This window comes from Virgisporangium ochraceum (assembly GCF_016863655.1).
In the GTDB taxonomy this organism is placed as follows: Bacteria; Actinomycetota; Actinomycetes; order Mycobacteriales; family Micromonosporaceae; genus Virgisporangium; species Virgisporangium ochraceum.
On record NZ_BOPH01000158.1, the window covers coordinates 1 to 24,093 of the forward strand.

21 protein-coding genes and 2 pseudogenes are annotated in these 24,093 nt (G+C 68.7%); 12 read left to right on the plus strand and 11 right to left on the minus strand.

Annotation, left to right across the window (positions count from 1 at the left end; genetic code table 11):
• The coding region (locus Voc01_RS51815; protein ID WP_203935191.1) for a PLL family lectin at positions 1-327 on the plus strand (327 nt) is incomplete at its 5' end.
• 49 nt (positions 328-376) lie between these two features.
• Here Voc01_RS51815 and Voc01_RS51820 read toward each other — a convergent pair.
• Positions 377-1,720 carry a hypothetical protein gene (locus Voc01_RS51820; protein WP_203935192.1) on the minus strand — a complete coding sequence of 448 codons (1,344 nt, stop codon included), beginning with the start codon at positions 1,718-1,720 and terminating at the stop codon, positions 377-379.
• A gap of 727 nt (positions 1,721-2,447) precedes the next feature.
• Here Voc01_RS51820 and Voc01_RS51825 point away from each other — a divergent pair.
• Positions 2,448-2,882: a hypothetical protein gene (locus tag Voc01_RS51825; RefSeq protein WP_203935193.1), complete on the plus strand. Its 435-nt coding sequence runs from the start codon at positions 2,448-2,450 to the stop codon at positions 2,880-2,882.
• 532 nt (positions 2,883-3,414) lie between these two features.
• Here Voc01_RS51825 and Voc01_RS51830 read toward each other — a convergent pair.
• Both Voc01_RS51830 and Voc01_RS51835 read right to left on the minus strand, forming a co-directional pair.
• The gene (locus Voc01_RS51830) at positions 3,415-4,050 is read right to left on the minus strand and encodes a ThuA domain-containing protein (RefSeq protein ID WP_307781628.1); all 636 of its coding nucleotides are present in this window, start codon (positions 4,048-4,050) and stop codon (positions 3,415-3,417) included.
• 99 nt (positions 4,051-4,149) lie between these two features.
• Positions 4,150-5,331 carry an ROK family transcriptional regulator gene (locus Voc01_RS51835; RefSeq protein WP_203935195.1) on the minus strand — a complete coding sequence of 394 codons (1,182 nt, stop codon included), beginning with the start codon at positions 5,329-5,331 and terminating at the stop codon, positions 4,150-4,152.
• Positions 5,332-5,670: 339 nt separating this feature from the next.
• Here Voc01_RS51835 and Voc01_RS51840 point away from each other — a divergent pair.
• The 5 genes and pseudogenes from Voc01_RS51840 to Voc01_RS51860 form a co-directional block, all read left to right on the plus strand.
• Positions 5,671-6,003: pseudogene (locus tag Voc01_RS51840) on the plus strand (sugar phosphate isomerase/epimerase); the annotation flags it as partial.
• Positions 6,004-6,138: 135 nt separating this feature from the next.
• Positions 6,139-6,678 carry a hypothetical protein gene (locus Voc01_RS51845; protein WP_203935196.1) on the plus strand — a complete coding sequence of 180 codons (540 nt, stop codon included), beginning with the start codon at positions 6,139-6,141 and terminating at the stop codon, positions 6,676-6,678.
• 295 nt (positions 6,679-6,973) lie between these two features.
• Complete coding sequence (locus tag Voc01_RS51850) at positions 6,974-8,173, plus strand: enolase C-terminal domain-like protein (RefSeq protein ID WP_239161105.1); 1,200 nt, start codon at positions 6,974-6,976, stop codon at positions 8,171-8,173.
• Between the two features lie 520 nt (positions 8,174-8,693).
• Positions 8,694-9,278 carry a hypothetical protein gene (locus Voc01_RS51855; protein ID WP_203935198.1) on the plus strand — a complete coding sequence of 195 codons (585 nt, stop codon included), beginning with the start codon at positions 8,694-8,696 and terminating at the stop codon, positions 9,276-9,278.
• A gap of 766 nt (positions 9,279-10,044) precedes the next feature.
• Positions 10,045-10,272 (plus strand): hypothetical protein, encoded by a 228-nt coding sequence (locus Voc01_RS51860; RefSeq protein ID WP_203935199.1) that lies wholly within the window; start codon positions 10,045-10,047, stop codon positions 10,270-10,272.
• A gap of 27 nt (positions 10,273-10,299) precedes the next feature.
• On the opposite strand, the gene Voc01_RS51865 is transcribed toward Voc01_RS51860, so the two are convergent.
• The gene (locus Voc01_RS51865; RefSeq protein ID WP_203935200.1) at positions 10,300-10,863 is read right to left on the minus strand and encodes an ankyrin repeat domain-containing protein; all 564 of its coding nucleotides are present in this window, start codon (positions 10,861-10,863) and stop codon (positions 10,300-10,302) included.
• A 769-nt stretch (positions 10,864-11,632) separates the two neighbouring features.
• Here Voc01_RS51865 and Voc01_RS51870 point away from each other — a divergent pair.
• Complete coding sequence (locus Voc01_RS51870; RefSeq protein ID WP_203935201.1) at positions 11,633-12,322, plus strand: A24 family peptidase; 690 nt, start codon at positions 11,633-11,635, stop codon at positions 12,320-12,322.
• A 256-nt stretch (positions 12,323-12,578) separates the two neighbouring features.
• Here the strand turns inward: Voc01_RS51870 and Voc01_RS51875 are convergent, their stop codons facing one another.
• Positions 12,579-12,944: an integrase core domain-containing protein gene (locus tag Voc01_RS51875; RefSeq protein ID WP_203935202.1), complete on the minus strand. Its 366-nt coding sequence runs from the start codon at positions 12,942-12,944 to the stop codon at positions 12,579-12,581.
• 97 nt (positions 12,945-13,041) lie between these two features.
• Between Voc01_RS51875 and Voc01_RS51880 the strand changes: the two genes are divergently transcribed.
• From Voc01_RS51880 to Voc01_RS51890, 3 genes are all read left to right on the plus strand, one after another.
• Positions 13,042-13,320, plus strand: coding sequence for a hypothetical protein (locus Voc01_RS51880; RefSeq protein ID WP_203935203.1), 279 nt, complete (start codon positions 13,042-13,044; stop codon positions 13,318-13,320).
• Positions 13,321-13,959: 639 nt separating this feature from the next.
• On the plus strand, positions 13,960-15,405 hold the full coding sequence (locus Voc01_RS51885; RefSeq protein ID WP_203935204.1) for an SPFH domain-containing protein: 1,446 nt from the start codon (positions 13,960-13,962) through the stop codon (positions 15,403-15,405).
• Complete coding sequence (locus Voc01_RS51890; RefSeq protein WP_203935205.1) at positions 15,402-16,718, plus strand: SPFH domain-containing protein; 1,317 nt, start codon at positions 15,402-15,404, stop codon at positions 16,716-16,718. The genes Voc01_RS51885 and Voc01_RS51890 overlap by 4 nt, the downstream gene beginning before the upstream one ends.
• An 89-nt stretch (positions 16,719-16,807) precedes the next feature.
• On the opposite strand, the gene Voc01_RS53885 is transcribed toward Voc01_RS51890, so the two are convergent.
• The 5 genes and pseudogenes from Voc01_RS53885 to Voc01_RS51915 form a co-directional block, all read right to left on the minus strand.
• The gene (locus Voc01_RS53885; protein WP_239161106.1) at positions 16,808-17,275 is read right to left on the minus strand and encodes a DsbA family protein; all 468 of its coding nucleotides are present in this window, start codon (positions 17,273-17,275) and stop codon (positions 16,808-16,810) included.
• A gap of 127 nt (positions 17,276-17,402) precedes the next feature.
• Positions 17,403-18,710 (minus strand): annotated as a pseudogene (gene nhaA / locus Voc01_RS51900) (Na+/H+ antiporter NhaA); the annotation flags it as partial.
• A 104-nt stretch (positions 18,711-18,814) separates the two neighbouring features.
• Positions 18,815-19,090 carry a hypothetical protein gene (locus Voc01_RS51905; protein WP_203935207.1) on the minus strand — a complete coding sequence of 92 codons (276 nt, stop codon included), beginning with the start codon at positions 19,088-19,090 and terminating at the stop codon, positions 18,815-18,817.
• Positions 19,091-19,322: 232 nt separating this feature from the next.
• Complete coding sequence (gene nhaA / locus Voc01_RS51910) at positions 19,323-20,666, minus strand: Na+/H+ antiporter NhaA (RefSeq protein WP_203935208.1); 1,344 nt, start codon at positions 20,664-20,666, stop codon at positions 19,323-19,325.
• A gap of 88 nt (positions 20,667-20,754) precedes the next feature.
• Positions 20,755-20,880: a BON domain-containing protein gene (locus Voc01_RS51915; RefSeq protein WP_203935209.1), complete on the minus strand. Its 126-nt coding sequence runs from the start codon at positions 20,878-20,880 to the stop codon at positions 20,755-20,757.
• Between the two features lie 1,032 nt (positions 20,881-21,912).
• On the opposite strand from Voc01_RS51915, the gene Voc01_RS51920 reads away from it, so the two are divergent.
• Positions 21,913-23,073 (plus strand): PucR family transcriptional regulator, encoded by a 1,161-nt coding sequence (locus Voc01_RS51920; protein WP_203935210.1) that lies wholly within the window; start codon positions 21,913-21,915, stop codon positions 23,071-23,073.
• Positions 23,074-23,125: 52 nt separating this feature from the next.
• On the opposite strand, the gene Voc01_RS51925 is transcribed toward Voc01_RS51920, so the two are convergent.
• Complete coding sequence (locus tag Voc01_RS51925) at positions 23,126-24,040, minus strand: universal stress protein (RefSeq protein WP_239161107.1); 915 nt, start codon at positions 24,038-24,040, stop codon at positions 23,126-23,128.
• Between the last annotated feature and the right edge of the window lie 53 nt (positions 24,041-24,093).

The window sequence follows — 24,093 nt, forward strand, 5'->3', positions numbered from 1 at the left end:
AACCCCGGTCCCGTGCTGTTCAACAGCCTGGGCGGCGTCGGGCAGCCGGCGGTCCTCACCGCTCCGCCCGGCGCCGACGCGCGCATCATGGTGTTCGCGCAGACCGACACCATGGGCATCGGTACTAACAAGCAGTCGGCGCCGGACTTCTCCTACGAGAGCCCGGTCGACATGGGTGGACCGTTCGTCGGGCAGCCGTCGGCCACCGTCGCGGGCAGCGGAGCGGTGAGTGTCTTCGCGGTGGGGCTCGACGGACGGGTGCACGTCAGGCAGCAGACCTCCGCCGGGGCGAACAGCCCGTACACGAGTTGGCAGCCCATCGGCTGAGATGCCGCGGGAGCCGGTCACCGTGGCCGGCTCCCGTCGGTTCGTGGTGTCACGGCGTCCCGAGCATGGCGCGCAGGGCGTTGATGTAGATCTGCTCGACGCCGTCGGGTGAGGCGGGCGTCGGCTTGCCGCGGAAGTGACCGAGGTAGGCGTAGACGGTCATCGAACCGCCGGCGAGACCGGGGTAGTCGGCGTCCTTCCCGGCCGCGTAGGAGACGGTGCGGTTCAGGATCTCGTCACTCGGGATGTAGCACGGGGTCTCGTTGCCACCGGTGGCGAACCAGACCCGGGTGGACCCGCCGAAGAGCGTGCGGAAGTACGCCCCGAAACCGGAGACCACCTCGCCACCGCTGAAGGCGATGCGCAGGCCCGGGTTTCCGGAGAGCTTCCACACCTGCAGGGGCAACGGCACCGTGGTGGCGAAGCTCCGGGCGTCGATCTGCTGGATCATCCTGGTGGCGTGGCGCCGGTAGTAGCCGGGCAGACCGGCATTGGCCTGCCGGATCGTGTAGAGGCTGCGCACGGCGGCCAGGTTCGCCGGGGTGTTGGTGATGTCCAGCGGAAGGCTGACAGTGCTCAGGCCCGTCAGAACCGGACCGGCGAGGGCACGGCCGGGCGTGGCCGCCGCGGTGGTGACGGCACCGGCGAGCTGCGCCCCCAGTGCCTCCACGAGGGGCAGGCCCGAGGCACCCGCCGGGTCCTGGTCACCCGACGGTCCCAGGACGAACTGCGCCAGCGCGTCGGTCGACGCCTCGATCCGTTCGGCGGCAGCGCCGGGGAAGTCGGGGTCCAGCATGCTCTGTCCGCCCGCGGCCACCGGGTGGCAGCCGTATCCGAACAGGATCGCCAACGGGTCCCCGGCCGCGCTGCGGGCGACCAGGACCGGCACGTCACGCTCGAGGTAGCCCATGGCCTCGCGGTTGACGGCGAAGCCCGCCGTGCCGACCTTGTAGTCCAGCGTGCACGTGGTCCGGTCGCCGTTGAGCGTGTCCGCGACCAGTTGCACGACCGTGTCGGCCAGGGCCGTGCCGACGGCGGCGATCCGCGTGCGCTGGGCGGAGGTGGCGTTGTACGCGATGTACGGCTCCAGCTTCTCGGGCAGCGCCGGACCCGAGTGCGTGTGCGACGCGCACAGCACGAAGTCCGAGGTGCCGACGCCCAGCGCGCCGACCTTGTCGCGGATCGACTGGTGCAGGGTGTGGCCGAAGGCCAGGGTGTCGACGGTGACGATGACGTTGGGGAACCCGTCGTCCCACAGGACGCTGCACCGCGCCTGCAGCGGCCGGTGGACTCCGGTGGCCAGGCGTGGCGTGTCGACGCCGTACCCGACCATGATCGAACCGATGGGTGGGGTGATGTCTGCTCTGCCGGTGGAGATCTGCAGGGTGGCCATGTTTCACCTCCGGTGGGAAGTGCCGACCCGCGGCGTGCATTGGGCCTCGACCCCGGTGCCGACAGGTTGTCGGAACAATCGGCCCTGACCCGAGAATCAGCCAGACGGCTCCGACCGGGCAGGGACCAACGACCCGTCGAGAAGGGGCCGGCCGGCCTTCGGACCCGAACCCTCGTACCGAACCGCCGATGATCGGCGAGAACCTCGACACCCGGGCGATGGCCTGGGCACAACTTTCGCCGACGGCGAGCATGGGTGTCGAACACGATCTCGATCGACACGATGCGAGGCTACCCAAGGCCAACAGCCTGCCCGTGGACAAGATCGACGAGAACCTACAGACCCGCCACTGTCTGGGCCTGGGTCAGCGACCCGTCACTGGCCCGCCCCGGACTGCCGACTCTGCCTCCTGTCGATACGAATCCGACAAACGGAGGACCGTCGTGGCTGGTTTGGTGGTGGCAGCGCGCCTTCCGACGTCGGCCGCGACCGCCGATGACCGAAGCGACGATCACGCCTGCGGATTGTGGCGGGTTCTACCTGGTGTTGACCTACGACCGATAAACCCCAGACCGTTGAACCCTGCCTGCACCGGCCCATCGTCGAGCCGGGCAGGCCGCCGACCCAGACCCAATCCCGCCGGATTGGTCCGCCATCCGACAGTGGTGTCTCAGCGGGGCGCGGCTGCCGTCCGTCTCGCAAACCCGCCACGAACCTGGAGGACCGCATGCAGCCCGACCCCGATCGCGTCCCGAGCCTGTCGTACGCCGCCGCCACCCAGTTGCCGCCCGCGCAGACGCAGCACCTGCCGCAGCCTCTGCGCGACACTGTCGAGCGGTTGCAGCACGCCCGGTCTGCCGCCGGCCGCGGCGCCGACCTGGCCGCCGTGAACCAGTTGCAGAACAACGTTCACACCGTCGTGCAGCAGGCGCTGGCGGCCATCGGTGCGCCGGCGGCCGTGGTGAACGGCCACAAGGCCGCGATCGCCGCCCAGAAGACCGCTGTGACCCAGCGCCTGCAGGACGTCAAGGCCACCCGCGACGCGATCGGGGACATGAAAGGCGGCGACGCCGCTGAGCCGGTGTACGACGAGTACATCGACATGGCCGAGACGCTCGACATCCTGCTGACGAACCTCGACCGGACTGCGGAGCAGCTCTAGATTCTCTGGAATGACAGCTGTCGCCACCGCCGTGTCGTTCGTGTAACTGGGCATCGTTGTGGCCATCTCGTTCCTCGAGGCGCCGCTGAAGTTCCGCGCACCCGGTGTGACGCTTCCCATCGGGCTCGTCTTCCGCGCGCTCAACGTCAGCGAGGCCGTATCCGCCCGGCGGTGCCCGGGCCGCGGGATTCGGAGCGGTGGCGGTGCTCGTGGCCCAGCTGGCCGCGGTGCTGCCACCGCTCACCCGCCGGTCGAACCGGGTCCTGGCCGGCGAGAACGTGCCACGGTCGCGCATGCACCTGGTGTACGTGGCGCTGGAGATCGTGAAGGTGGTGGCCCTGACGGCGTCCACGCCCAGCTCCGCTGGTGCACCGCGTTGGCGTCACGCCGGCATCCCAGCCAGCCCGGTGTCTCGCCGACCGCAGCCTGATGCATCCGCGCCGCGATGTCGCGCAGGTCAGCCACCGTAGCCTGCGACGGTCCCGGCACTGCCGGCTGCTTGGCCAGGTCCGCCCTAGCTGATCAGGAGTTCTTACCGCGCTGCCCAGATGAGCCCGCGTTCGATGATCGTTCGGATCGCGGGAGTTTCAAGATCGGCGATTTGGTGGCCAGGGGTGCACACGAAAACCTTGCCTTTCCCCCATTGGCGGGTCCATACCGCTGGCGATACGACCGGCTCGGCCCAGGGGTCGTCTTCCATTGGGAAGATCGTCGTGGTTGCCAGGACGTCATTCTTTGAGTCTGTTAAGACCCAATATTGTTCTGAGTTGAGGGAGATCGGGCCGACTCCGGCGACGATGGGGTGATTGGACCGTTCCGGGACGATGTCGATGGTGTGTTCTCGTATGTCGTGGGGACGGGCGGCGAACTGACCGCCGACGAGCTGAAGGTAGTCGGTCGCCATGCGGAACGAATCAATGATGCCGCCGTGCCATCCGGCAAACCCGGTACCGGTTGCCACTGCCGCGCGCAGCCCGCGCATCTCGTCTGGAAGGATGTCACCCATCGTCCAGCAATGGACGATGAGGTCGATCTGGGCGGTGAATGCGGTATCCGCGTACGGCTCCAGCGAATCTTCCATGCTGACGTCGAAGCCGGCGTCCTTCAGGTACGGGACGAACAGATCGGTGGCCTCAACGGGCGCGTGTCCGGGCCAACCGCCTCGCACGACCAAGGCTCGACGATTCCGCAGTAACATAAGGTACTCCCTCACGCGCGTTGCCGACAGAAGATGGTCTCACGCAGACCCGTAGCCCCGCATCGGCCGTCATGGGCCAAGCGCGTCAATGGCGCGGGGAGAGAGCACGTGCTCCACCGCCATCGCACTTGCACCGATAACGCCGACCCGAGACCAGTTGCGAGATGTGACGATTCGAAGATGCTCGGTCGCGAGTGGTAGGGAGCTTTGGTAGACGAGTTCCCGGATACCCGCGATCAAGTGCTCGCTGGTGTCGGAGATAACCCCTCCGACAACAATGAGCGAAGGGTTGAGCATACTGACGCACGCCGCGAGGACCGAGCCGATCTCGCGGCCGGCTTGACGGACCGCCCGGCTCGTCGTGACGTCTCCGGACCGGATGAGGGCGACGACGTCGCTGGTGTCGTTGGCGATCAGGCCGCGGGCCCGAAGCCACGCGGCGATCGCGTTACCGCTGGCAACGGCCTCAAGACAGCCGGCGTTGCCGCACCAGCACAGGACGTCTTTGGCAGTGGGGACGGCGATGTGTCCGATGTCGCCGGCGGCGCCCTGGGCGCCCCGTCGCAGCTCTCCGTCGGAGATTATGCCCGAGCCGATGCTGGTCGCCACGTTGACGAAAAGCATGTCGCGCACGGTGCGCCAGTTCGTTCGGTGCTCACCCAACGCCATCAGGTTGACGTCCTTGTCGACCAGGACAGGCACCTTGAGGAGACGCTCGAGTACTTGGGGGATGTCAACGGCGTCCCACGACGGCATCGCGGGTGGGTTGATCGGTCGACCGGTTGCGTACTCGACGGGTCCGGGAAGACCGACGCCGACGCTCGCGAGTTCCTCCGGCGAACGGTCGGCTGTCGCCATCAGTTTCCTGCCGGTCTCGGCCACCTTCGACATCACGACATCTGGACCGTCGGCGACGGCCAATGGCAGTTCAGCTTCCGCGAGGATGGTCGAGGACAGGTCGGTGACGGCCAGATGAACGTTGGTAACGCCGACTTCGACTGCCAATACGACCTTGGCGCTGGGGCGGAAGGCGAACGTGGCGGGAGGGCGTCCACCCGTTGAACTGGCTTCACCGGCCGGGCCGATGAGGCCCGTGGACACAAGTAGGTCGAGCCGGGCCGCGATCGTCGACCGTGCCTGCCCCGTGATCGCGGCGAGGTCTGCGCGGGTACGCGGCTGTCCATCGCGGAGCACCTGGAACATCTCGCCCATCCCGGTCGGCCGCGGCGCGAACTTCAGCAGATCCTCCATGTGGACCAGTGAAGCACGAAGTGCGAGTGCGCCGGTTCGAAGACGGGGCTACTTCTGCACGCATGAGCAAGGACAATTTCGCCCGGTTTGACAAAACCCCGGGAGCTTTTGTTTGACTGTCGCCAGAAGTCTGGTCTACCGTCACCGCATGGTCTTCCCGCCGCGACCCGCCGTCACCAGGCAGCGGAGGTCCTGAATGTCGGCAACCTCAGCCTCGACGGCGAATTCACCGGCATCTCCCTCGGACCCGCAGGGTGCGGGCCGTGTGCCGGCCCGCTGTCGTCCTGACCGCGGATCTCGTCACGGCGGGCAGGATCGACACGGTCCGGCCCGCCCGCGCATCCGGACTGCAGGACTGCCGGCCGGCCACGGCGGGGTGCGCACCTTGGCGTCCTTGCAGTCCACCGGCGGCTCTCCTCGCACCTGCCCTGGGCCGACCTGCGCCGCGGTTGGGACTTCGTCTCCACCGGCCACGGCGACGTGCCGCGGGAGGACTGCTTCCGCGCCCTGAACGCCATCAACTACACCGGACCGATCTCCGTCGAATGGGAGGACGCCGGCATGGACCGCCTGATCGGGGCACCCGAGGCGCTGGAGGTCGTACGCCGGCTCGCATTCGACCCACCCGCCGCCGCCTTCGACGCCGCCTTTGCCACCGCAGACGACCGGTAGCTGTGCTCCCATCGCCACCACAAACCGGGAATCCGCCCGCCGTGCGGGCCTGGAAAGGAGGCAGTGTTGGCAACCCGTCGCTCCATTCATAGGTATGTGCAATAACTGGTTCTTCATCGATCGCAGGGAGGGCTCATGAATCTGTCCCGCCGACGCATGCTTCGGATCGCGGGCTCGTCTGGTCTCGCCGTCGTCGCCGGCAGCGCGCTGGCCATCGGCCAGGAAAGCCCCGCATTCGCCGCCCAGAAGAACTGGCGTTGGTGTGTCAAGTGCCAGGGCCTCTGGTTCTTCGGTAACTCGAAGTGGGGCGCGTGCCCCGCAAGCCCGAACGGCCACAGCATTGATGGCAGCGGCAACTACTCGCTGCTCTCCTCCTCCGACGGGGGCAGCGGCCAGACCAACTGGCGTTGGTGTTTCAAGTGCCAGGGCCTCTGGTTCTTCGGTAACTCGAGCTGGGGTGCGTGCCCCGCAAGCCCGAACGGCCACAGCATTGATGGCAGCGGCAGTTACAAGATTGAGTTTGCCTCCGTCGGCGGGGGCCAGGCGGGCTGGCGTTGGTGTTGGAAGTGCCAGGGCCTCATGTTCTTCGGCAACTCGAAGTTGGGCGCGTGCCCCGCAAGCTCGATCGGCCACGGACCCGAGAAAAGCGCCGTCTATCAACTGCGTTTCGCCTGACGAACTGCAGCTTTCCGTCGGACATCCGCAACAGGATGTGCCATTGGTTCGGCGCTTCACTCCCGGATGCCTGTTCCAGACCACACCCACCTGACCGGCCGTTACCCACGCGGAGGCCGGCAAGAGCTATCGTCAACACTCGTTACCAACACTCCTTCCGACTGGTGTATCCGGACGCGTCAGTCTGCAAAATGGACCACCGGAGGTCGTGCCCATGCCGAGGATCAGCGCGGTCGATGTCGTAGACGTCCGGTTTCCCGTCACCGTGGCGGAACCCGGCGGGATGAGCTGTGCCGTGTACGTGGTGCTGCACACCGACACCGCACTCAGCGGCCACGGCCTGTCGTTCCCGACCAGAGCCGAAGCCGCGGCCTGTGTCGACGCCGCCAGGTACATCGCCGGGCTGTTGGTCGGCCTGGACGTCGATGGGCTGGCCGGCTCGCTCGGCCATACGTACCGGCGGCTCGTCGGCGATAACCGATCCGGTGCGGACGCGGACGTCGGCCGGTACGGCGCCACCGCCGTGCTGAATGCGGTCTGGGACCTGATGGCGCGGTTCGCCCGGAAACCGTTGTGGCGTCTGCTGTCCGAGATGGCACCGACTGATCTGGTCGCGGCCTGCGACTTTCGCGACCAGTCCGGTGTGCTGGCCGAGCACGACGCCGTCGAGATGCTGGAGTGGCTCGCACCCACCCGGCAGGAACGGATCAGGCACCTGGCCCGCGTCGGGTATCCCGCGTACACCACCGCTCCCGCTCGGCTGGGCCTGTCCGACAATGAGCTGCGACGGTGGTGCCGCGACGCGGTCACAGACGGGTGGCATTCCATCAAGGTCGAGGTCGGCAGGAGCTTCGACCGCAACAAGCGGCGTCTGGCCATGGCACGTGACGAACTGGGTCCGGACGGAACGCTCCTGCTCGAAGCCAACGGAGTCTGGGAGGTACCCGAGGCGATCGCCCACCTCAGCGAGCTCGCGCAGTTCGGTCCGTTACGGGTCGAACGGCCGACGAGGCCGGAGGACATCGCCGGACACGCCACCATCCGCACGGCGGTGGCGCCGGTTGCTGTGACCGCCGGGGAACAGTGCCGCGATGCGCTTGCGGTGAAGCGGATGCTGGACGCCGGTGCGCTCGACTACCTCCAGGTCGACGCGTGTCGCTCGCTCAGTGTCAACGAGATCGTGCCGGTGTTGTTGATTGCCGCCCGATCCGGGGTGGCGGTGTCCTATCGCGGCGGCGGTGCCGGGCTGTGCGGACCCGTCCAGCACCTGGCGATGTTGGACTTCATCTGTATCAGCGGCAGCCTGATCGGGCGTCTGATCGAACACGTCGACGTGTCGCAACAGCATTTCAGCAACCCACCGATCGTCCAGCCGGCGTGGTACCGGCTGCCGGCAGGCCCGGGATACGGTGCCCGAATGCGCACCGAGTCCCTCGTGACCTACCGGTATCCCGACGGCACATACTGGGCCGGTGCGGGCTCGCGTGGCCGGTAGTGGCAAGGTGTTTGCGTGGAGTCTGGCTGGTCGTGGTGATTGTGGCCGCACGGCCAGATCGCCACCATCCACCGTCCATTCAATGGAACCGATTGTCGGGGCCACGGGTCGGTGCTCGGCATGCTCACGTGACGGCGTGACGGTGGTGGCTACGCAACGAACTCGGGTTCGGCTGCGGGATGACCTGCTGGCACGTGTTCCGGTCGAAGGCCCCAGAAACCTGATTGAGGCCCCGCGGTGTACTGCCCGAACGGACGGCAACGATTCACGCCGGTTCCGAGACAACCAACGACGCGGTTTCCCGACGATGATTCACCTCGGGCAGCGACAGTGCGTCTTCGACAACCGAAAGGCCGTCGATGCGAACACTCCACGTTGACAGTGTGGAGTGGTCCTTTACCGTCCCTTCCATTCGAGACTTCCAATGCCGGTTGGTTCGAAACCGTAGCCGTTGAAATACTTCCGAGGTGAGCTTCACCGGAATCCACTGCCCGCCGGCTGATACGCGAGGAGGATTTGCGTGAACCTGTCCAGGAGAGATTCGCTACGCGCGCTGGGACGGGTCGGGCTCGCCGTCGCCACCGGATCGATTGTCGCGGTGGCCATGGAGAGTCCGGCGCTGGCGACGCAGAGTGGCTGGCGCTGGTGCCGCAACTGCAAAGGTCTGTGGTTCGCCAATCTCGCTGCCGACGGCGGTTGCTGCCCCCGCCGCCGAGGGCTGCCGCATACAAGCCAAGGCAGCGGGAACTACCAACTGCTGTTCTCAAGCGATCCCGGCAGTGGGCAGACCGGTTGGCGCTGGTGCAGCTCGTGTAAAGGATTGTGGTACAAGACCTCTGTCTCCGACGGGGGCATTGAGGGCGGATACTGCGCCTCCAGCGGCCTTCTCCAACATACGAGCCAAGGCAGCGGGAACTACAAGATCGAGTTGGCCTCCGCCGGCGGAGGCCAGAGCAACTGGCGCTTCTGCTTCCAGTGCAGAGGTTTGTGGTTCAACGACGGGAGCGTCGTCGGCGAGGCCACCTGCCAAGCCTACTTCGACAACCCGGGCTCCACTGCCTCGCACCAGATCGGCAGCAACAACTTCCAGCTACGTCACGTCTGAGATCGTCGCGGGGCCTTGCGGCACGAGCGGAGGTGACCGCACCTCAACGCTGACCTCAAGGCCCCGCTGGCCGTACGCCGGCGACCACCGTGGCGCCGAGTTCCGGACGGCTCGCCACGCCAGGGGGTCAGGCCGGAGGCCGCCACGTCCACCGCCAGGCTCCCCGCCTGCCGGCGCTGGATTCCACGAGCAGCCGCCCACGCGGTGCGAGCCAGTCCGGCGCCCCGGCGCAGCAGGTCCAGGCCGTCGGCGCCGCCGTCCAGCGCCGCCATCGGCGTGTGCAACCGGGCCTCGGGCGGCATCAGGCCGACCCCGTCGGTGGGTACGTACGGCGCGTTCGCCACCAGCAGGTCGACCTGCTGGTGGCCCTGGCCGCGCAGCGCGGCGGGTAACGGTTGGTACAGGTCGCCGGCGTAGATATGTGCCCCGGCGAGACTGCGCCGGGCGCAGCGACCGCGGCCGAGTCCACATCCACGGGATGCAGCTCGATGTCGCCCCTGACGACCCTGCGGGACCTTGTTGCCCAGTTCGCTATGCGGCGAGGGGCAAGCCTGCCCAGGTGGGTAATTCGAGTTCGGTGGGTGGGGTGCGGGTCCACCAGGTGTCGAGGCGGCCATCAACGGCCAGGCACCGACCTCGGCCCGCCGAACACCCGCGGCACCCACCCGATGCACATGAACAACAGACCCGACGGCGGACCCGCCCCCATTCGGCACACGTCAACGTCCGCACGCCGCCGCTGCCCGCCAGCTCGTGCCGCGCCGGAGTGCAGCTGACGCAGGCCGGCGGCGGCCGCCACTCCGCCGTGCTGACCATCGTCAACACGGGCGTGTCGGTGGACGTGCACACGATCCGCGCGACGCTGCCGCCCGGGCAGCACAACGACCCGATGGCAAGCTGGAACTTCGTACAGCTCGTCGACGAGCTGGTCTGCGCGTACTCCGGCTGGGCCGGCGGATCTCCAGCGGTAGCCGCAAACAGCTGCCGTTCGTGATCCGGTACGACGGCGCACCGGTGCCGTCTACTGGCCGTACTGCTCCAGCAGCGCGGCGCCGTCAGCCCATTCGATTCGGTACTTCTTCATTTGGTGCAGTCCCCGAGCGGCGTCGATCGGCCGGCCCAGCTTGCCGCCTGCCGCGATGCTGGGATCAGCGCCTCGATCCAGCAGGTGCTGCAGGACGCGGAAGCGCGTGGTCTGCTGCTCGGGCGTCCATGGCGTGGTGCCGGTGCCGGCTGCAAACCACAACGCGGTCCGTCCTGCGGTGTCGACAGCGTTGATCGGACAGCCAGCATCGAGGAGCCTATCGATGATCTCCACGCGCGCATCGGCGGCGCCGACCAGACCGTGGGCCACCCGATGCACCGGCGTGTCCTGGAACACCGTCAGCGCCCCGGCGTCCGCGCCGGCGTCCAGCAGCACAGCGACGACCTCCGACGCCCCCATACCGGCGGCGACATGCAACGGCGTGTACAAACGGAAGTCGCCTGCGTCAACGACGCCGCCCTCGGCGATCAACCGAGCTACCTCCTGCGCGTCGCCCGCTTGGGCAGCGATGTGCAGCGGGCCCTCTCGCAGCTCGTTCATCCCCGCACACTACTTGGATCGACCTTCGCCAGATCCACTGCGAGAGGCAGACGGCGTGAGTGGGCCCCAAACTCACGAACATCAGATCCGGACGTCTGCACGTGGGCTCCAACGTCGCCGACAAACGGGCTCCGAAGTCACCGACGAAACCACCGGCTGGCGCCTCAACGGCCAGCTCTTCGCGGCTCTGTGAATCCACGTGGCGGCCCCTCCCGGCCGGCAGTACCACCCCGACAGGTCCGCCCGACATGACCGTGTACCGCACCATCGGATCTGGCGTCCGCGACGAACGACCGGTCCATCGGCAGGAGCCAGGCCGCGGCCCGGGCCCCGTGACGGTCCAGCGCGTGGACGGGGGTGACAGCACACGCCGATGGCGCGGTGGACACGGACGGGGGACAACCTGACCGACGCCCCGGAGGTCTCCCGGCTCATCCCGTTCTGGACACCTTCTCGGTACCGACGACGCGGAGGCGATCGTCGCGCACCTGCGCACGGAACCGGGCGGTACGGACCAGGCGATCCAGCGGATCGGCCCGAGAAGGGCCGCCTTGCCACCCTTTGGTCCGTTCTGTCGCTCGGTCCGGAACGTCTTTCACCACGCTGCAGCCATCGCCGCATGTCGCGATAATGGTCTGCATGCGTGTGCACCGTTCCGGCCCGTTCCGACCCGGCACCGCTGTTTCGACGTGGGCCTCGCGCGACGTTGCCTAACCTGACAGTTGCACTGGCGGCCGTCGGTTTGGTGGCTGGACCCTGGCTGCGCGGCTTGGTGGTCGCCCACTCCGTGGCCTACCGGCGACCACTGCGCCAAGACTGCGCGGTCTGCGGTGCCGCCATGGTGAATGTCACGCATGGCGGCCTGCTCGCCGCTGTTCCGCCCGACGGACGCTGTTGTCTGTGCCGCACGCCGATCGGTCCGACACCCGGCCTCCTCGAGGCAGGTGCCGCTGTGGTTCTGTGCCTGCTGGTGCCGGCGACGCCGTCAGCGTGGGTGCTGGCGGCATGGTCGTGGACAGCACTGCTCGGCATCGCCTTGGCCTTCGTCGACGTGGCGGTGCTCCGCCTCCCAGACATACTGACCGTCGTAGCCGGCCTGGGCAGCTTCGTCCTGCTGGGTGCCGCGGCGGTCGCCGCAGGCCGCCCTGGGATCCTCTGGCAGGTGCTCGCCGGTGGCGTCGGTCTCGGCGCCCTCTACCTGGTGCCGATCATGTCGAAGACGATGAGCATGGGTCGAGGTGATGGCATGCTCGCCGTCGTGGTCGGCCTCAACGTCGGGTGGCTCGGGTTCGCCGCGCTCGTCACGGCGACCATGGCCACCGCGCTCATCGCGGTCGCGTACACGGTGGTGATGCTGATGGGGCGGCGGATCGGGCCTGCCGATCACGTGCCTGTCGGGCCGTTCATCATGCTCGGTGCCCTCGTCGCGGTCATCCAGCACGGCATTGCCGCGGCGTAACGACCCCGACGAGTCAACCTGGGGAGGATCTGGCCGTCGGGGCCGCGTTCCGACTCTCTCAGCTCGCTGGCAGGGCACGTCCCTCGGCATCCCTTGATCGTGACCGCCGACGGGTTAACGATCACGCGCCGAGAATGCAGCAAGGCAGCGCGTTCAACCTGAGATCCCGATCGTCGGAGCAGGGAACTCAGCTTCACCAGTCAACGACAGGTCTGGGCTTGACCCGATTCGACGGACAGGGTCGATGTGGTGATCGTCAGGCTACGTTGGTGGCGCTGGTTTCGTAGGCGGCGGGGCTGAGGTAGCCGAGGCTGGAGTGCCGGCGGCGGGTGTTGTACCAGCCTTCCACGTACTCGAATATCGCCTGTCGGGCGGCGGCGCGGGTCGGCCACGCCTGGCGGTGCAGCAGCTCGGTTTTGATGGTGGCGAAAAACGACTCGGTGACGGCGTTGTCCCAGCATTGTCCGCGCCGGCCGACGGATAGGCGGATGCCGTGCCGTTCGGCGAGGTGGGCGTGTTGAGCACTGACGTATTCAGCGTGGCCGACGCGGAAAGACGTACCTCCTACAGCCCGGCCAGATGATTGGGATGACGTGGGCGGGGTGGCTGGCGCTCCTGGCATCTCAGGTTGTCGTCCTCTGGGTTTCCTCGTTCCTCCTCTTCCGCGACCTGCCGAACTCGCTGTTCGTTTCGAAAAGCTGATCTGCGGCGCGCTCGGTGTGGGCCTGATCGCGGCAGACGCCGCTGTCCTGCTCGGCTACGTGGGCCCGGGGTGGCTGGTGCCGGCCCGCGGCAGTCTTGCGGTGCTCGCCGCGGCGGCCGCCGCGTGGCTCCTCAACGACGCCGTGTACCTGTACGTGAAAGGAGCGGACGACTCGTATCCGTGGTACATCCGCGGCTACGATGTCCAGACCCACCACCGCCGGAGGATCGTCGTTCGCGTGATCGGCCTGGCGCTCGCGGTGCGCGCCGCGCTCTGGCTCCTGCCACCGGGATAGCCGTCGGATGGGGCTCGGATGGGGCTCGAACGAAGCGGGGTTGCCGACACGGCGTCTTCCGATCGCGTCTCTGCGGACATGGATGAGCGGGTCGCGCGCGCCTGTCGACCGGGCGGGTGCTGAACTGCATCGAGGTCGACGAGGACTTATCCATGGTCAAGACGAAGCCACCCCGTGACATCCGCACCGGGCGGCGCGGTCAAACTGCTTCCGTAGCGCTCCTGTGCCGCACCTGTCCCGGCGGGAGTTCGATATGGATCTGCGCTCGTTCGCCTTGCGCAGACCGGCTACTGTCGTGATCGGTGTGCCAGGAAGCCTGGTCGGCGATTGCGTCAGCGTTGTCCGAACCACGGCGGGTGCACATGTCACACCCACCGTACGACCGGCAGCCACCGCCTCGGATTCCGTCCGTGGCGACGGCCCATCCGGTCCGGACTCCGCTGCAGCAGGCATTGAGTGCCATGACACGCGGCAGAGAATCGGAGGGGTGTCGTGACGGATACGAGACGTGTACGCAACGCGGTCCGGGCGGTGGTGGAAGCGGACGATCCACGCGGAGCGGCGGCGCAGGATGTTCGCGGGCGGAGCGGGGGTTTCCCGGCGGAGACCGGCCGCTCCAGCGGTTCCCGCGCCGAGGAGATGGACCCCGCCGACTTCCCGACCGCGCGCGACCTCGGGTCGGGTATGGACACGGTGATGGAGCAGCGGACGGTGTCGCTGGAGACCGCATCGGAGGCGCTCAACCGCACGACGCAGCGCCGCACCGACAGTGGGATGGTGCACGTCATCTGTCCGATGGTGATCCCGCGTGGTCGCTCGTTTCTGACGATCGCGCCGGTGTCTCTGCTGCTCGTGGTCGGCGCGATGGGTGCGACCGTGACAGCGCTCGGCGGCGGCGATGTGGTGACCAATCCCCTCTTCGGAATGCACTACTGGGCCATGTCCGTACTGGCGGTGGTGTTCGTGTGGTGGCGGCAGGGCATGGTCATGGTCCCGGAAGGCTGCCATGCGCTGATCACCCGGTTCGGCAAGTTGGAGCAGGTGGTCGGCCCGGGCCGGGTCGTTCTGTTCAACCCGTGGAAGCGGGTGTCCTACATCATCAACACCACGCGCGAGAATCCGTTCAACGCCCCGGTGCGGGAGGCACCGACCCGCAGCGGCGTCAAGGCGTCCATCGAACTGTTCATCCAGTTCCGGATCAACGACCCCGTGGAGTTCGTCTACACCCTGGGCGCGGTACGCGGCTTCGAGGAGAAGCTCCGCAACGCGGTGAGCGAGACCATCCGGAGTCTCATCTACGAGCAGGAGGCCGCAGAGATCTACAACATGGTCGGCGAGGACACCGGCCGGCTGCTGGAACAGCTCAATGAGCAGTTCCGGCCCGCTGTCGAACTGACCAACGCGAACATCACCCATGCCGAGCCGTCCGACCAGCGTTACCGGATGGACCTGGCTGCGCCCGAGATGGTCCGGGTCGCGAAGGACGCATACAGCCACGAGTACTCGCTCAACCTGCGCAAGGAGCAGGACGAGGGTGATCTGGTCCGGGAACTCGCCACACTGCAGGAGACGCTGTCGGCCATCGACGCCGACATCGCGCAGTACCAGGCCCAGATGGACACCGCGGTCGAGCGGGAGACCAACCGGGCCGAGGCGTTGGCCCGGCAACGGTACGTGCAGGCCGAATCGGAGGCGCGCGCCAACGCCGCACTGCTGGAGGCACAGGCTTTGGACATCCGGGCGGTCACCGCGGCTCAGGCACCGGAGATCCTCGACTTCCGGTACCGGCGTGAGGTGCTCGACAGGCTCGCCGAGATCGCCGACCACCTTCCACTGCTGGTGCGCATCGGCGGTCAGGACGGGGACGGTCCCGCCGGCGTGAACTTCCTCGAACTCGCCAGGGAACTGATCGGCGAGCGCGGAACTGAACTGTTCTCCGATGCCGACATGACAGCGATGCGCACCCGCCAGGCCGACGTGTCGCGTCGCATCGCAGGCCGCCAGGACGAGGTCGCCGCGCTGCTGGCACCCGAACGGCAGGAGATCACCGCCACGGCGGCAGGCGGGGAGGGACAAGCGCGATGAGCACGACCCAGATGAGCCGGAGGTCCGTCATCTCCGACGCGGTGGCGACGTGGGGCGACATCGCCCGGCTGCTGCGCGGAGGCGAGGCGGGCACTCTGACGCCCGTCATCATGCCGCAGCACCGACGGCGGCTGTGGTGGATGGCGCCGCTGTGGCTGGGCACGCTCACGGTGCTCACCTCTGTCATGCTGGCCGTGCGCTCCTCGGACGGCCTCGTCGGGACCGCTTACGGCCTTCTCGCCGCCGTCAGCTTCATTGGTGGCGGCGCGCTGCTACTGGCTGGTCTGCTCTGGTGGTGGCGGTCGTCGATCGTCGAGGTGGAGCAGGGCACCCAGGGCGTGCTCACCCGTTACGGTGCGGTGGTCCGCACGCTCGACCCCGGCCGGCACTACCTGTGGCATCCGTGGTCGCGTGTGGACTTCGTCGTCGACGTCACCACCGAGATCCCCTATTCGGCGCCCGTCATGGCGTGTCCGACCCGGGAGAACGTGCCGTTGCGTTCGATCGAGTTCTTCCTGAAGCTGCGGATCACCGACGCCGTGCTGTTCGTCCGGACCATCGGGGCCGGCAACTTCGACCTCGTACTGTCCAGTGCCGTGCAGGACGCGATCCGCCAGCGGGCCCGGAGAGTCACCACGGAGCGGGCATATGACCTGCGTGGCTCGGACGTCGCCGACATGCAGCACCTGTTGAACCGTCAGCTGTCCCGGTACGGCGTACGCATCATGGGGTGCAACATCCCCGACGTCCAGCTGCCGGCCCAGTACCAGCAGCACCTGGCGACCAGGGAGCGCATCGCCAAGGAACGCGCCGCCTACGACCAGGAGTGGGGTCTCACCCGCAAACGGCGCATCGATCACCTTCAGTTGGATATCGAGCGTGCGAAGAAGCTGCGGGACACCCGCATCGTCGAGGTCCGGGCCGCGTTGAACAAGGCCCGGGAGCGCGTGGCGCAGCTGCTGGAGGAGCAGGAGACCAACGCCCAGCGGGTCCGCATCGAGATCGAGACCCGGGGCCGCAGCGACCTCATCTCCGCCGAGAACGAGGCCAAGGCCCAGCAACGGCTCGCACAAGCGTACCGGGACAACCCGGCCGTGCTGAAGTACGAGCTGGCGCTGCGCCGGTTGTCGGTCGGAGCCGCCCTCGCCGGCGGGGCGCCGAAGCCGATCGTCGTCCGCACCGACAGCGGAAGCGGTGACACCTCCGCGCTGTCGACCCTCATCACCGCGCAGCTGGTCGCCCGGCTGCCCTTGGACCACACGGCTCGCACCGACCGCGATCCCGGCGAGCCGGACGGTCAGCGTATGAGGTGACGAGTCGGGTCTCCCCTGCTCCGCCTCAGCCGCCCGGCCGGTTCGTACGGACGGTGCGGCGGTGGAGCAGGGGCTGCGGCGTCCGAATGTCACCTGCCCTTCGGTCCGGTCGGGGCGGCGAGGGACCGTTCGACAGCCGCGATGATGTCGACCAGTGATCCGTCGATTCGGTGCCCGTCGAGGAAGAATGTCGGCGTCCCGTCCGCGCCGCTGTTGCGGGCGCTGCGAAGGTCGGCGTCGACCCGGTCCGCAACGGCCGGGGAGTCCAGGTCGGCAACGAAACGGCCGGTGTCGAGGCCCGCCGCCGCGGCCATGGCCACCAGGGCATCGCCGTCAAGGTCGTCAGCGGCGAGGAGACGCTGGTGCATCGCCCAGAAGGCACCCTGACGGGCGGCTGCTTCGGCGGCGTGGGCGGCCCGCCGCGCGTAGGGGTGAATCTCGTCGAGCGGCAGGTGACGCCACACGTAGCGCAGACGGTGCCCGTGCCGGCCGATGAGCTCGTCCAGAACGGCCGTTGCCTGGCGGCAGTACGGGCACTGGTAGTCGCCGAACTGCACCAGCTCGACAGCCGCGTCGGCCGGCCCGCGGCTGTGCTCGTCGTGGCCACCGGTGGCAGGCCGCAACGACGTGTCGGGCGCCGGGCCGGGTTGCCGGCCGGGCAGTCGGAACAGCAGCCACCCCCAGCAGCACCGCCGCGACCGCCGCGGCCAGGATGCCGACCTTCGCCTCGTCCCGGACGGCGTCGTCGGGGAGCGCGAGCTCCGCGACGAACAGCGACACCGTGAATCCGATACCGGCGACCGCACCCACCGACCGGATCTGCGGCATCGCGACCCCGGCCGGCAGCCGCCCGAATCCGGTTCTGACCACCAGCGCGGTGGCGCCCCAGATACCCAGTGCCTTGCCGACGACGAGCCCGGCGAATACACCCAGCGTCACCGGTGAACGCACCGCCCGCGACAGCAGATCCAGGTTCAGTGCGACGCCGGCGTTGGCGAGTGCGAACAGCGGGACGATGACGAAACTGCTCCAGGGCCGCAGCAGGTACTGCAGCCGGTCGTTGGACGACACCGACGCGTGCGCGGCGATGGCCAGCAGGCGCGCCTTCTCCGGCCCGGGTCGGTTACGCATCCCGCCGACCAGCCGGTCGAGACGGTCCAGATCGCCGGTACGCGGCAGGAACGTCGGAGTCAACAGACCGAGCACGACGCCGACGATGGTCGGGTGCAGGCCGGACTCGTACGTGGCGACCCATAGCACCAGCCCCGCGATGAAGTACGGCGTGGCCCGCCAGATCCCGGCCGCCCGCAGCGCCAGCACGACCCCGAACGTGACAGCGGCGACGAGCAGCGGCACCAGATGCAGCGCGTCGGTGTAGACCACGGCGATGACCAGGATCGCGCCGATGTCGTCGACGATGGCCAGCGTCAGCAGGAAGACCCGGACATTGGCCGGACACCGGGGACCGATCAGAGCCAGCACACCGAGTGCGAACGCGATGTCGGTGGCCATCGCCATACCCCACGCCGACTGCGCCGGACTGCCGGCGGTCACCGTCGCGAAGATGACCGCCGGCAGCACCATACCGCCGACGGCGGCGACCATCGGCGCCATGGCCGCCCGCCGGTCACGCAGTGCGCCGAAGCTGAACTCGCGACGGATCTCCAAGCCGGCCAGAAAGAAGAAGAACACCATCAGACCGTCGTTGACCCAGTGCCGCAGATCCTCGCTCAGCCGCGCGCCACCGACACCGACCGTCACCTTCGTATGCCAGAGTGCCTCGTATCCCGCACCGGGAATGTTCGCCCAGATCAGCGCCAGCACGGTAGCGGCCAAGAGCGCGGCCGCACCCCGGGTCTCCGTCGCCAGAACGGAGCGGATGCGGTAGTCCAGGCTCAGTGTCCGGTCGGTTCGCGGGAGCTGCCCGCCCTCGGAGATTCGCCGCACGACCGCCGCGACGCCGACCGTCCACACACGGGTCGAGGTGGCCATGGATCCTCCCGGGCGCCAGCCAGCACATCGCCGACCAGACTTCCCGGCACACCGTGATCCACTCTACGTCCCGCCTGCCTCCGCGTCAGCCATCGGGCTCGGGGTCACCGGCGTTGACGACGGTTCGGCCCGGCGATGAGCCGTGCGGCAACGAACACCGACACGAACAGCAGGGTCAGCCCGACCCAGCCACCGACGACCATCGACATCGGCACAATGACGGCCAGGCAGGAGATCACGAAGCCGAAGTCGCCCAGCGTCGGACCGGATGTCGGCGTCCGCGTCGACCCGGTCGACTGTGACGACCGGGACCGCAGTTGCGACACGATCCGGTCGAACTGCGCGGGATCCGGCTCGGGCGGGTTCGGAGCCGTCGGCACGGCGGCCTCCCTTCTCACGATGGTGTGGGTCAGTCAGGATCTGTGACGGCGGTGGCGGAGGCTGCTGGGCGGTATGTCAACGTCGCGACGGTGGCTCACGTCTCCCGTCCCGAGCGCCGTCCGCGGGCCCTGCCACAGGTAGGTTCCGCCGAGCATGGAGGCGAATATGAGCGCGGCAATCGGCCAGACGGTGCGAGCATCCGGATCCTGCTGGCCATCCTCGACGCCCTGCCTACTCCGGGCCGGACCCGGCGGGCGACGCCGCCGGCGGTTTGTCGGTGCGGTAGACGTCCGGGACGCCGTCGGCGTCCAGGTCGAGCTCCTCGGCGACGCGGATGCGTCGGTAACGACGGTTGCGCAGTCGTAGCACGACGGCCGCGAGGGCGGCGGCGAGCAGCGACCCGAGGAGGATACCGATCTTCGCCTGGTCGTTGCCGTCGCTCCCGGCGCCGAAGGCCAGTTCACCGATGAGCAATGACACGGTGAACCCGATACCGGCCAACAACGCGACACCGACGACGTCCCACCATCCCAGATCCGTCGACAGCTGCGCCCGGGTGAAGCGCTGGGTTGCCCACGTCGCCGCGAGCACGCCGAGCGTCTTGCCGACCACCAGCGCCAGGACGATCGCCACGGTCACCGGATGCGTCAGCCGGGAGCCGAGGGCCTCGCCGCCGACGACGGTGACCCCGGCGGCGAAGAACGCGAAGACCGGCACGGCGAACCCGGCCGACACCGGCCGCCACCGGTGCTCCATCCGCTCGGCCAGCTCACAACCGCTCCCGTCGGCGGTGCGGCGCATCGGCACGGCGAGAGCGAGCAGCACGCCGGCGACGGTGGCGTGCACCCCCGACTCGTGCACCAGCAGCCACGTCGCCACGGCGGGCACGAGCAGCAGCCACCCGAACCGGAACCGCCGGCGCAGTGCGAACGCGAACACCGCCAGCGGAACCACCGCCAGGATGAGCGGCAGCAGCCGCAGGTCGTCGGTGTAGAAGACCCCGATGACGGTGATGCCGAGCAGGTCGTCGACGACTGCGAGTGTGAGTAGAAACGTCCGCAACGCCACCGGCAGGTGAGTACTGATCACCGCGAGCACGGCCAGCGCGAAGGCGATGTCGGTGGCGATCGGGATCGCCCACCCGGCCAGCGCGTCACCGTTGCCGGCGGATTCGACCACCGCCACGTAGAACACCGCCGGGACGATCATCCCGCCGAGCGCGGCGGCGATCGGCAGCGCCGCCCGGCGCGGGTCACGTAGGTCGCCGGCGACGAACTCCCGCTTGAGCTCCAGACCGGCAACGAAGAAGAACACCGCCAGCAGCCCGTCAGCCGCCCACGTGGCCAGCGTCAGGTCAAGATGCCACGCCTGCGGACCGACCCGGGTCCCGCCGAGAGCGTGGTACCCGTCACGCCACGGGGAGTTGGCCCATACGAGCGCCACCACTGCGGCGACCAGTAGGAGTACCCCGCCGACGGACTCGGTGCGCAGGACATCACCGATCCGGCTGACCTCGGGCCAGCTTCCACGGTCGAACAGCGGGCGACGAAACGATGAACGCGACGGTGACGACATCAGGCTCCTCTGGACGGCACGACAAACGGACCGCCGACCAGACTTCCCGGCACACCAGATATCTACAGTACGCGCTCGCGTCCCCCTTTCACCGGGCCCGACGCGGCCGGGCCAGGCTGTTCCTGACGTCCTCGACGCCGGGAACGTCCCACACCAGTCCGCCGATGGCCTCCGCGGTCGCGGCGCAATCGACCGTTCCGTCCAGCAGCACCACAGATCATCAGCTCCAGCCGTGGAATCGGCGACGTCGCGACGGCGGTGTCATCCCCAGCCCGGGCGGTCTGTCCCGTCATACCCACAGCGTTCACGAGGTAGATGGCGGCGGTGGCGCGCTTGTTTGACGGTTGTGTGACAACCGCTCGCGGGGGCCGCCGGCGCGGTCACGAACTGCGCTCACCCCTGCAGACCCTCAGCGCGGCCGCGAGCGTTCCCAAGCGCGGCGCGAGCATCTCGACGCGACCGAGGGCACTCCCCGGGGTCGACGCATTGTCATGAGGGTGTCATATGACGCCAGCAGCAACCGTCACACGGCGCGGCGACCGTGGAACCCATGCGAAGACATGAGGAAGGACTTCAACCCCGGTACGGACGCGCACTCGGCGCGCTGATCGCGGTCGTCGTCCTCATCGCCGTGACCCGCGACGCCTGGGAGCTGGTCATCGGGATCGCCGTCGTCACGCTACTGGTGGGCGGCCACCTGCTTCAACGCCGGGCCCGCAGGCAGACCGTCTACGACCGCCACAGCACCCTGACGCGCCACATCACGAGGCCATCGACCGATGACGACTCGACTCGAAGGGGGCGCTGGCCCGACCACGCGACCTCGGCGTCAACGCAAGGCCTCCGTAGGTAAGCCGGTGTCTCCTTTGGACAGCTGGTTGCGTACGTCATGACGCCTGGACCACGCCCGGAGGGACCGGCGTCGGGTCAGGGCCGCGCGAGCCTCCGGAGCCCAGGCCCCGACCCGCATCCGCTATTGTCGGTGACGGTGTGCCGGGAAGACTGGTCGGCGACGACTTCAGCGACCCCGAGGGCGAGTTCGGATGACCGCACACCAGTACCTGACCCGCCACACCACCGCGCCTATGCCTACAAACGGGGCAGGCGCCTTCCACCCGTACCGGGCAGGCCCGCCGACGACACGGTGCCCCCGGTTCCACGCCGTCGGTGGAACCGGGCCGGCTGATCGACGCGAGCCTCCGCAGCTGCGGATCCGGGCGCATCGAGGTCGGGTGGGACACCGGTGATGGCGCGAACGAACGGGACCCGGTCGGCCGGGGTCGCCGACCCCGGTACCGCCGATGTGATCCGACGCGCCTCCACAGCGAGTGGAACCGATCCGTCGCTCCTCGCCGGCTACCTCGACATCCTGCTGCGGGCCGCGCGCACGGGTCGCGGGCTGACCGCCGCCGACCGGTCCGACCGGCGCCAGATCGGCCGGCGGGCCGCGGAGGACAGCGTTGCGCTGGGCACGCTCGTCGACGTCTACCTTCGGGCCACCCGGCTGGCGTGGACCGAGCTGCTCGAGGCCCCGAAAGCCGGTCACCGCGACGTGACAGCGGCGGTCCTGCGCGTGGCCAACGACGCCATCGTCGCACTGGCCACGGGATACGACGACGCCCAGCGCGCGGCGATCCGCAGCGAGGAGGCGCTGCGGCGCGAATTCGTCGACGATCTGCTGCACGGGGGCGACCCCGGCCGGTTGGCCGAGCGGGCGGGACGCTTCGGGCTGGCGCTCGCCGCACGCCACATCGTGGCCGTGATCCGCGACGAGCGGCCCTTCACCGACACCGACGAACGCACCCGACGCCTTGCCGAGGTCTTGCGTAACCGGCTGAGCCCGTCCGGCGTCCTGGTGTCGACGAAGGACGGGCTGCTGGTGTGCGTCGCGCAGAGCAGCGACAGCGCGGCGGTCGGCGACCACCTCCGGAACGCCGTCGCACGGGATGATCCGGGCACGATCGGCATCGGCCGTCCCCACGCGGGAGCCGGTGGAGTGGCCCGCTCCTACGACGAGGCCCGTACGGCACTGGAGCTGGCCGGCCGTCTCGGGGTGTCCGCGCACGACATGCTGAGCGCGGACCTGCTCGTCTACCAGGTACTCGGTCGTGACCGTGCGGCGATGGTGGACCTCGTAGACACGGTGCTGGCGCCGCTGGAGCACACACGCGGTGGCGCCCGACCGTTGCTCGACACGCTGACGGCCTACTTCCGGGCCGGGAACGCGATGGCGGCAGCCCGAACGCTGCATCTCAGCGTCCGGGCGTTGACCTACCGCCTGGCGCGGATTCACCGCCTCACCGGGTACGACCCGACCTCGCCCGTCCAGCGGTACACGTTGGAGACCGCGGTCATCGGCGCACGGTTGCTCGGTTGGCCGGAGGCAGAGGCGTCGGAATCCGAGTGAGAGACGGCCAGATCGCGGTTCTGATCTCCCGGGAGCCGGCCGCCGTCCAACGTCAGCCGGCGCGGCGGACCACCGCGACCGGGCAGGCCGACGTGTACAGCAGTGCCTGGCTCGTAGAACCGAACCGGAGCCCGGCCAGTCGCCGACGCCCGCGGCAGCCGACCACGACCAGTGCCGCTCCGGGCATTGCGCCGGCCACCACGGGTCCCGGCAACGCCTTCTCGTCCACGGCGACATCGGGAAAGCGGTCACGGCACACCGCCACCTCAGCGACGAACGACTGCGATGCCACCGCGGTGGACCCGGCGCCATGGTCCTCCCCGGCGGCGGCGTACACGAGAAGCAGGCCGCGACCGCGTCGTGAGGCCTCGGCGAAGCCGAACCGCAGCGCCGGCACGCCGTCGTCCGACCCATCGACAACCACGACTACAGGTCCGGACGCTTCGAGGTCTCCACGGACGACCACTACCGGACTGTGCGCCGCGGCGACGACCCCGGCGGTGACCGAGTCGAACAGCGCCGCCCAGCGCCCCCGCGTGCCACCACCGACCACGAGGAGGCGGGCGTCGGACGATGAGTCGATGAGCGCCGACGACGGCGTGCCGTACGCGGTACGCACAGAAATACGTAGCCGCGGCGCGCACCGTGCCGCCTCGGCCAACGCGGTAGCGAGCAGCCGATCGCCGGGTCTTCCCGACCGGCACGGTCCGATCTGGACATCACCGCCGGACGCCGCCGGAGACGGGCCCATGGCGTCCGTGAGCCTCGTCGCGTGGACCAACCGCAACGACGCGGCGACGGTGTCGGCGTACCGCGCGGCCCACCGGACCGCAGCGGACGCCGGGTCCGATCGGTTGACACCAACGACGACCGGTCGATCGATGGAACCAGCGTTCACTCCACCTCCCCGGCGATCGGAGGCTCGGATGTCGGCTCCAGCCACACGGTCTCGCCGCCTCGCCAGCATCTACCAGGACTGTGGCGACGCGTCCGCGACGATGTGTCGATCGAGTGACGATG

Excerpts from the sequence above, each read along its gene's own strand:
- Voc01_RS51925 (WP_239161107.1), bottom strand. The coding sequence starts at position 24,040 with ATGCTGGCGAGGCGGCGAGACCGTGTGGCTGGAGCCGACATCCGAGCC.
- Voc01_RS51885 (WP_203935204.1), top strand. The coding sequence starts at position 13,960 with ATGGACCCCGCCGACTTCCCGACCGCGCGCGACCTCGGGTCGGGTATG.
- Voc01_RS51825 (WP_203935193.1), top strand. The coding sequence starts at position 2,448 with ATGCAGCCCGACCCCGATCGCGTCCCGAGCCTGTCGTACGCCGCCGCC.
- Voc01_RS51875 (WP_203935202.1), bottom strand. The coding sequence starts at position 12,944 with ATGCCAGGAGCGCCAGCCACCCCGCCCACGTCATCCCAATCATCTGGC.
- Voc01_RS51920 (WP_203935210.1), top strand. The coding sequence starts at position 21,913 with ATGGCGCGAACGAACGGGACCCGGTCGGCCGGGGTCGCCGACCCCGGT.
- nhaA (WP_203935208.1), bottom strand. The coding sequence starts at position 20,666 with ATGTCGTCACCGTCGCGTTCATCGTTTCGTCGCCCGCTGTTCGACCGT.
- Voc01_RS51820 (WP_203935192.1), bottom strand. The coding sequence starts at position 1,720 with ATGGCCACCCTGCAGATCTCCACCGGCAGAGCAGACATCACCCCACCC.
- Voc01_RS51865 (WP_203935200.1), bottom strand. The coding sequence starts at position 10,863 with ATGAACGAGCTGCGAGAGGGCCCGCTGCACATCGCTGCCCAAGCGGGC.
- Voc01_RS51845 (WP_203935196.1), top strand. The coding sequence starts at position 6,139 with ATGAATCTGTCCCGCCGACGCATGCTTCGGATCGCGGGCTCGTCTGGT.
- Voc01_RS51835 (WP_203935195.1), bottom strand. The coding sequence starts at position 5,331 with ATGGAGGATCTGCTGAAGTTCGCGCCGCGGCCGACCGGGATGGGCGAG.
- Voc01_RS51890 (WP_203935205.1), top strand. The coding sequence starts at position 15,402 with ATGAGCACGACCCAGATGAGCCGGAGGTCCGTCATCTCCGACGCGGTG.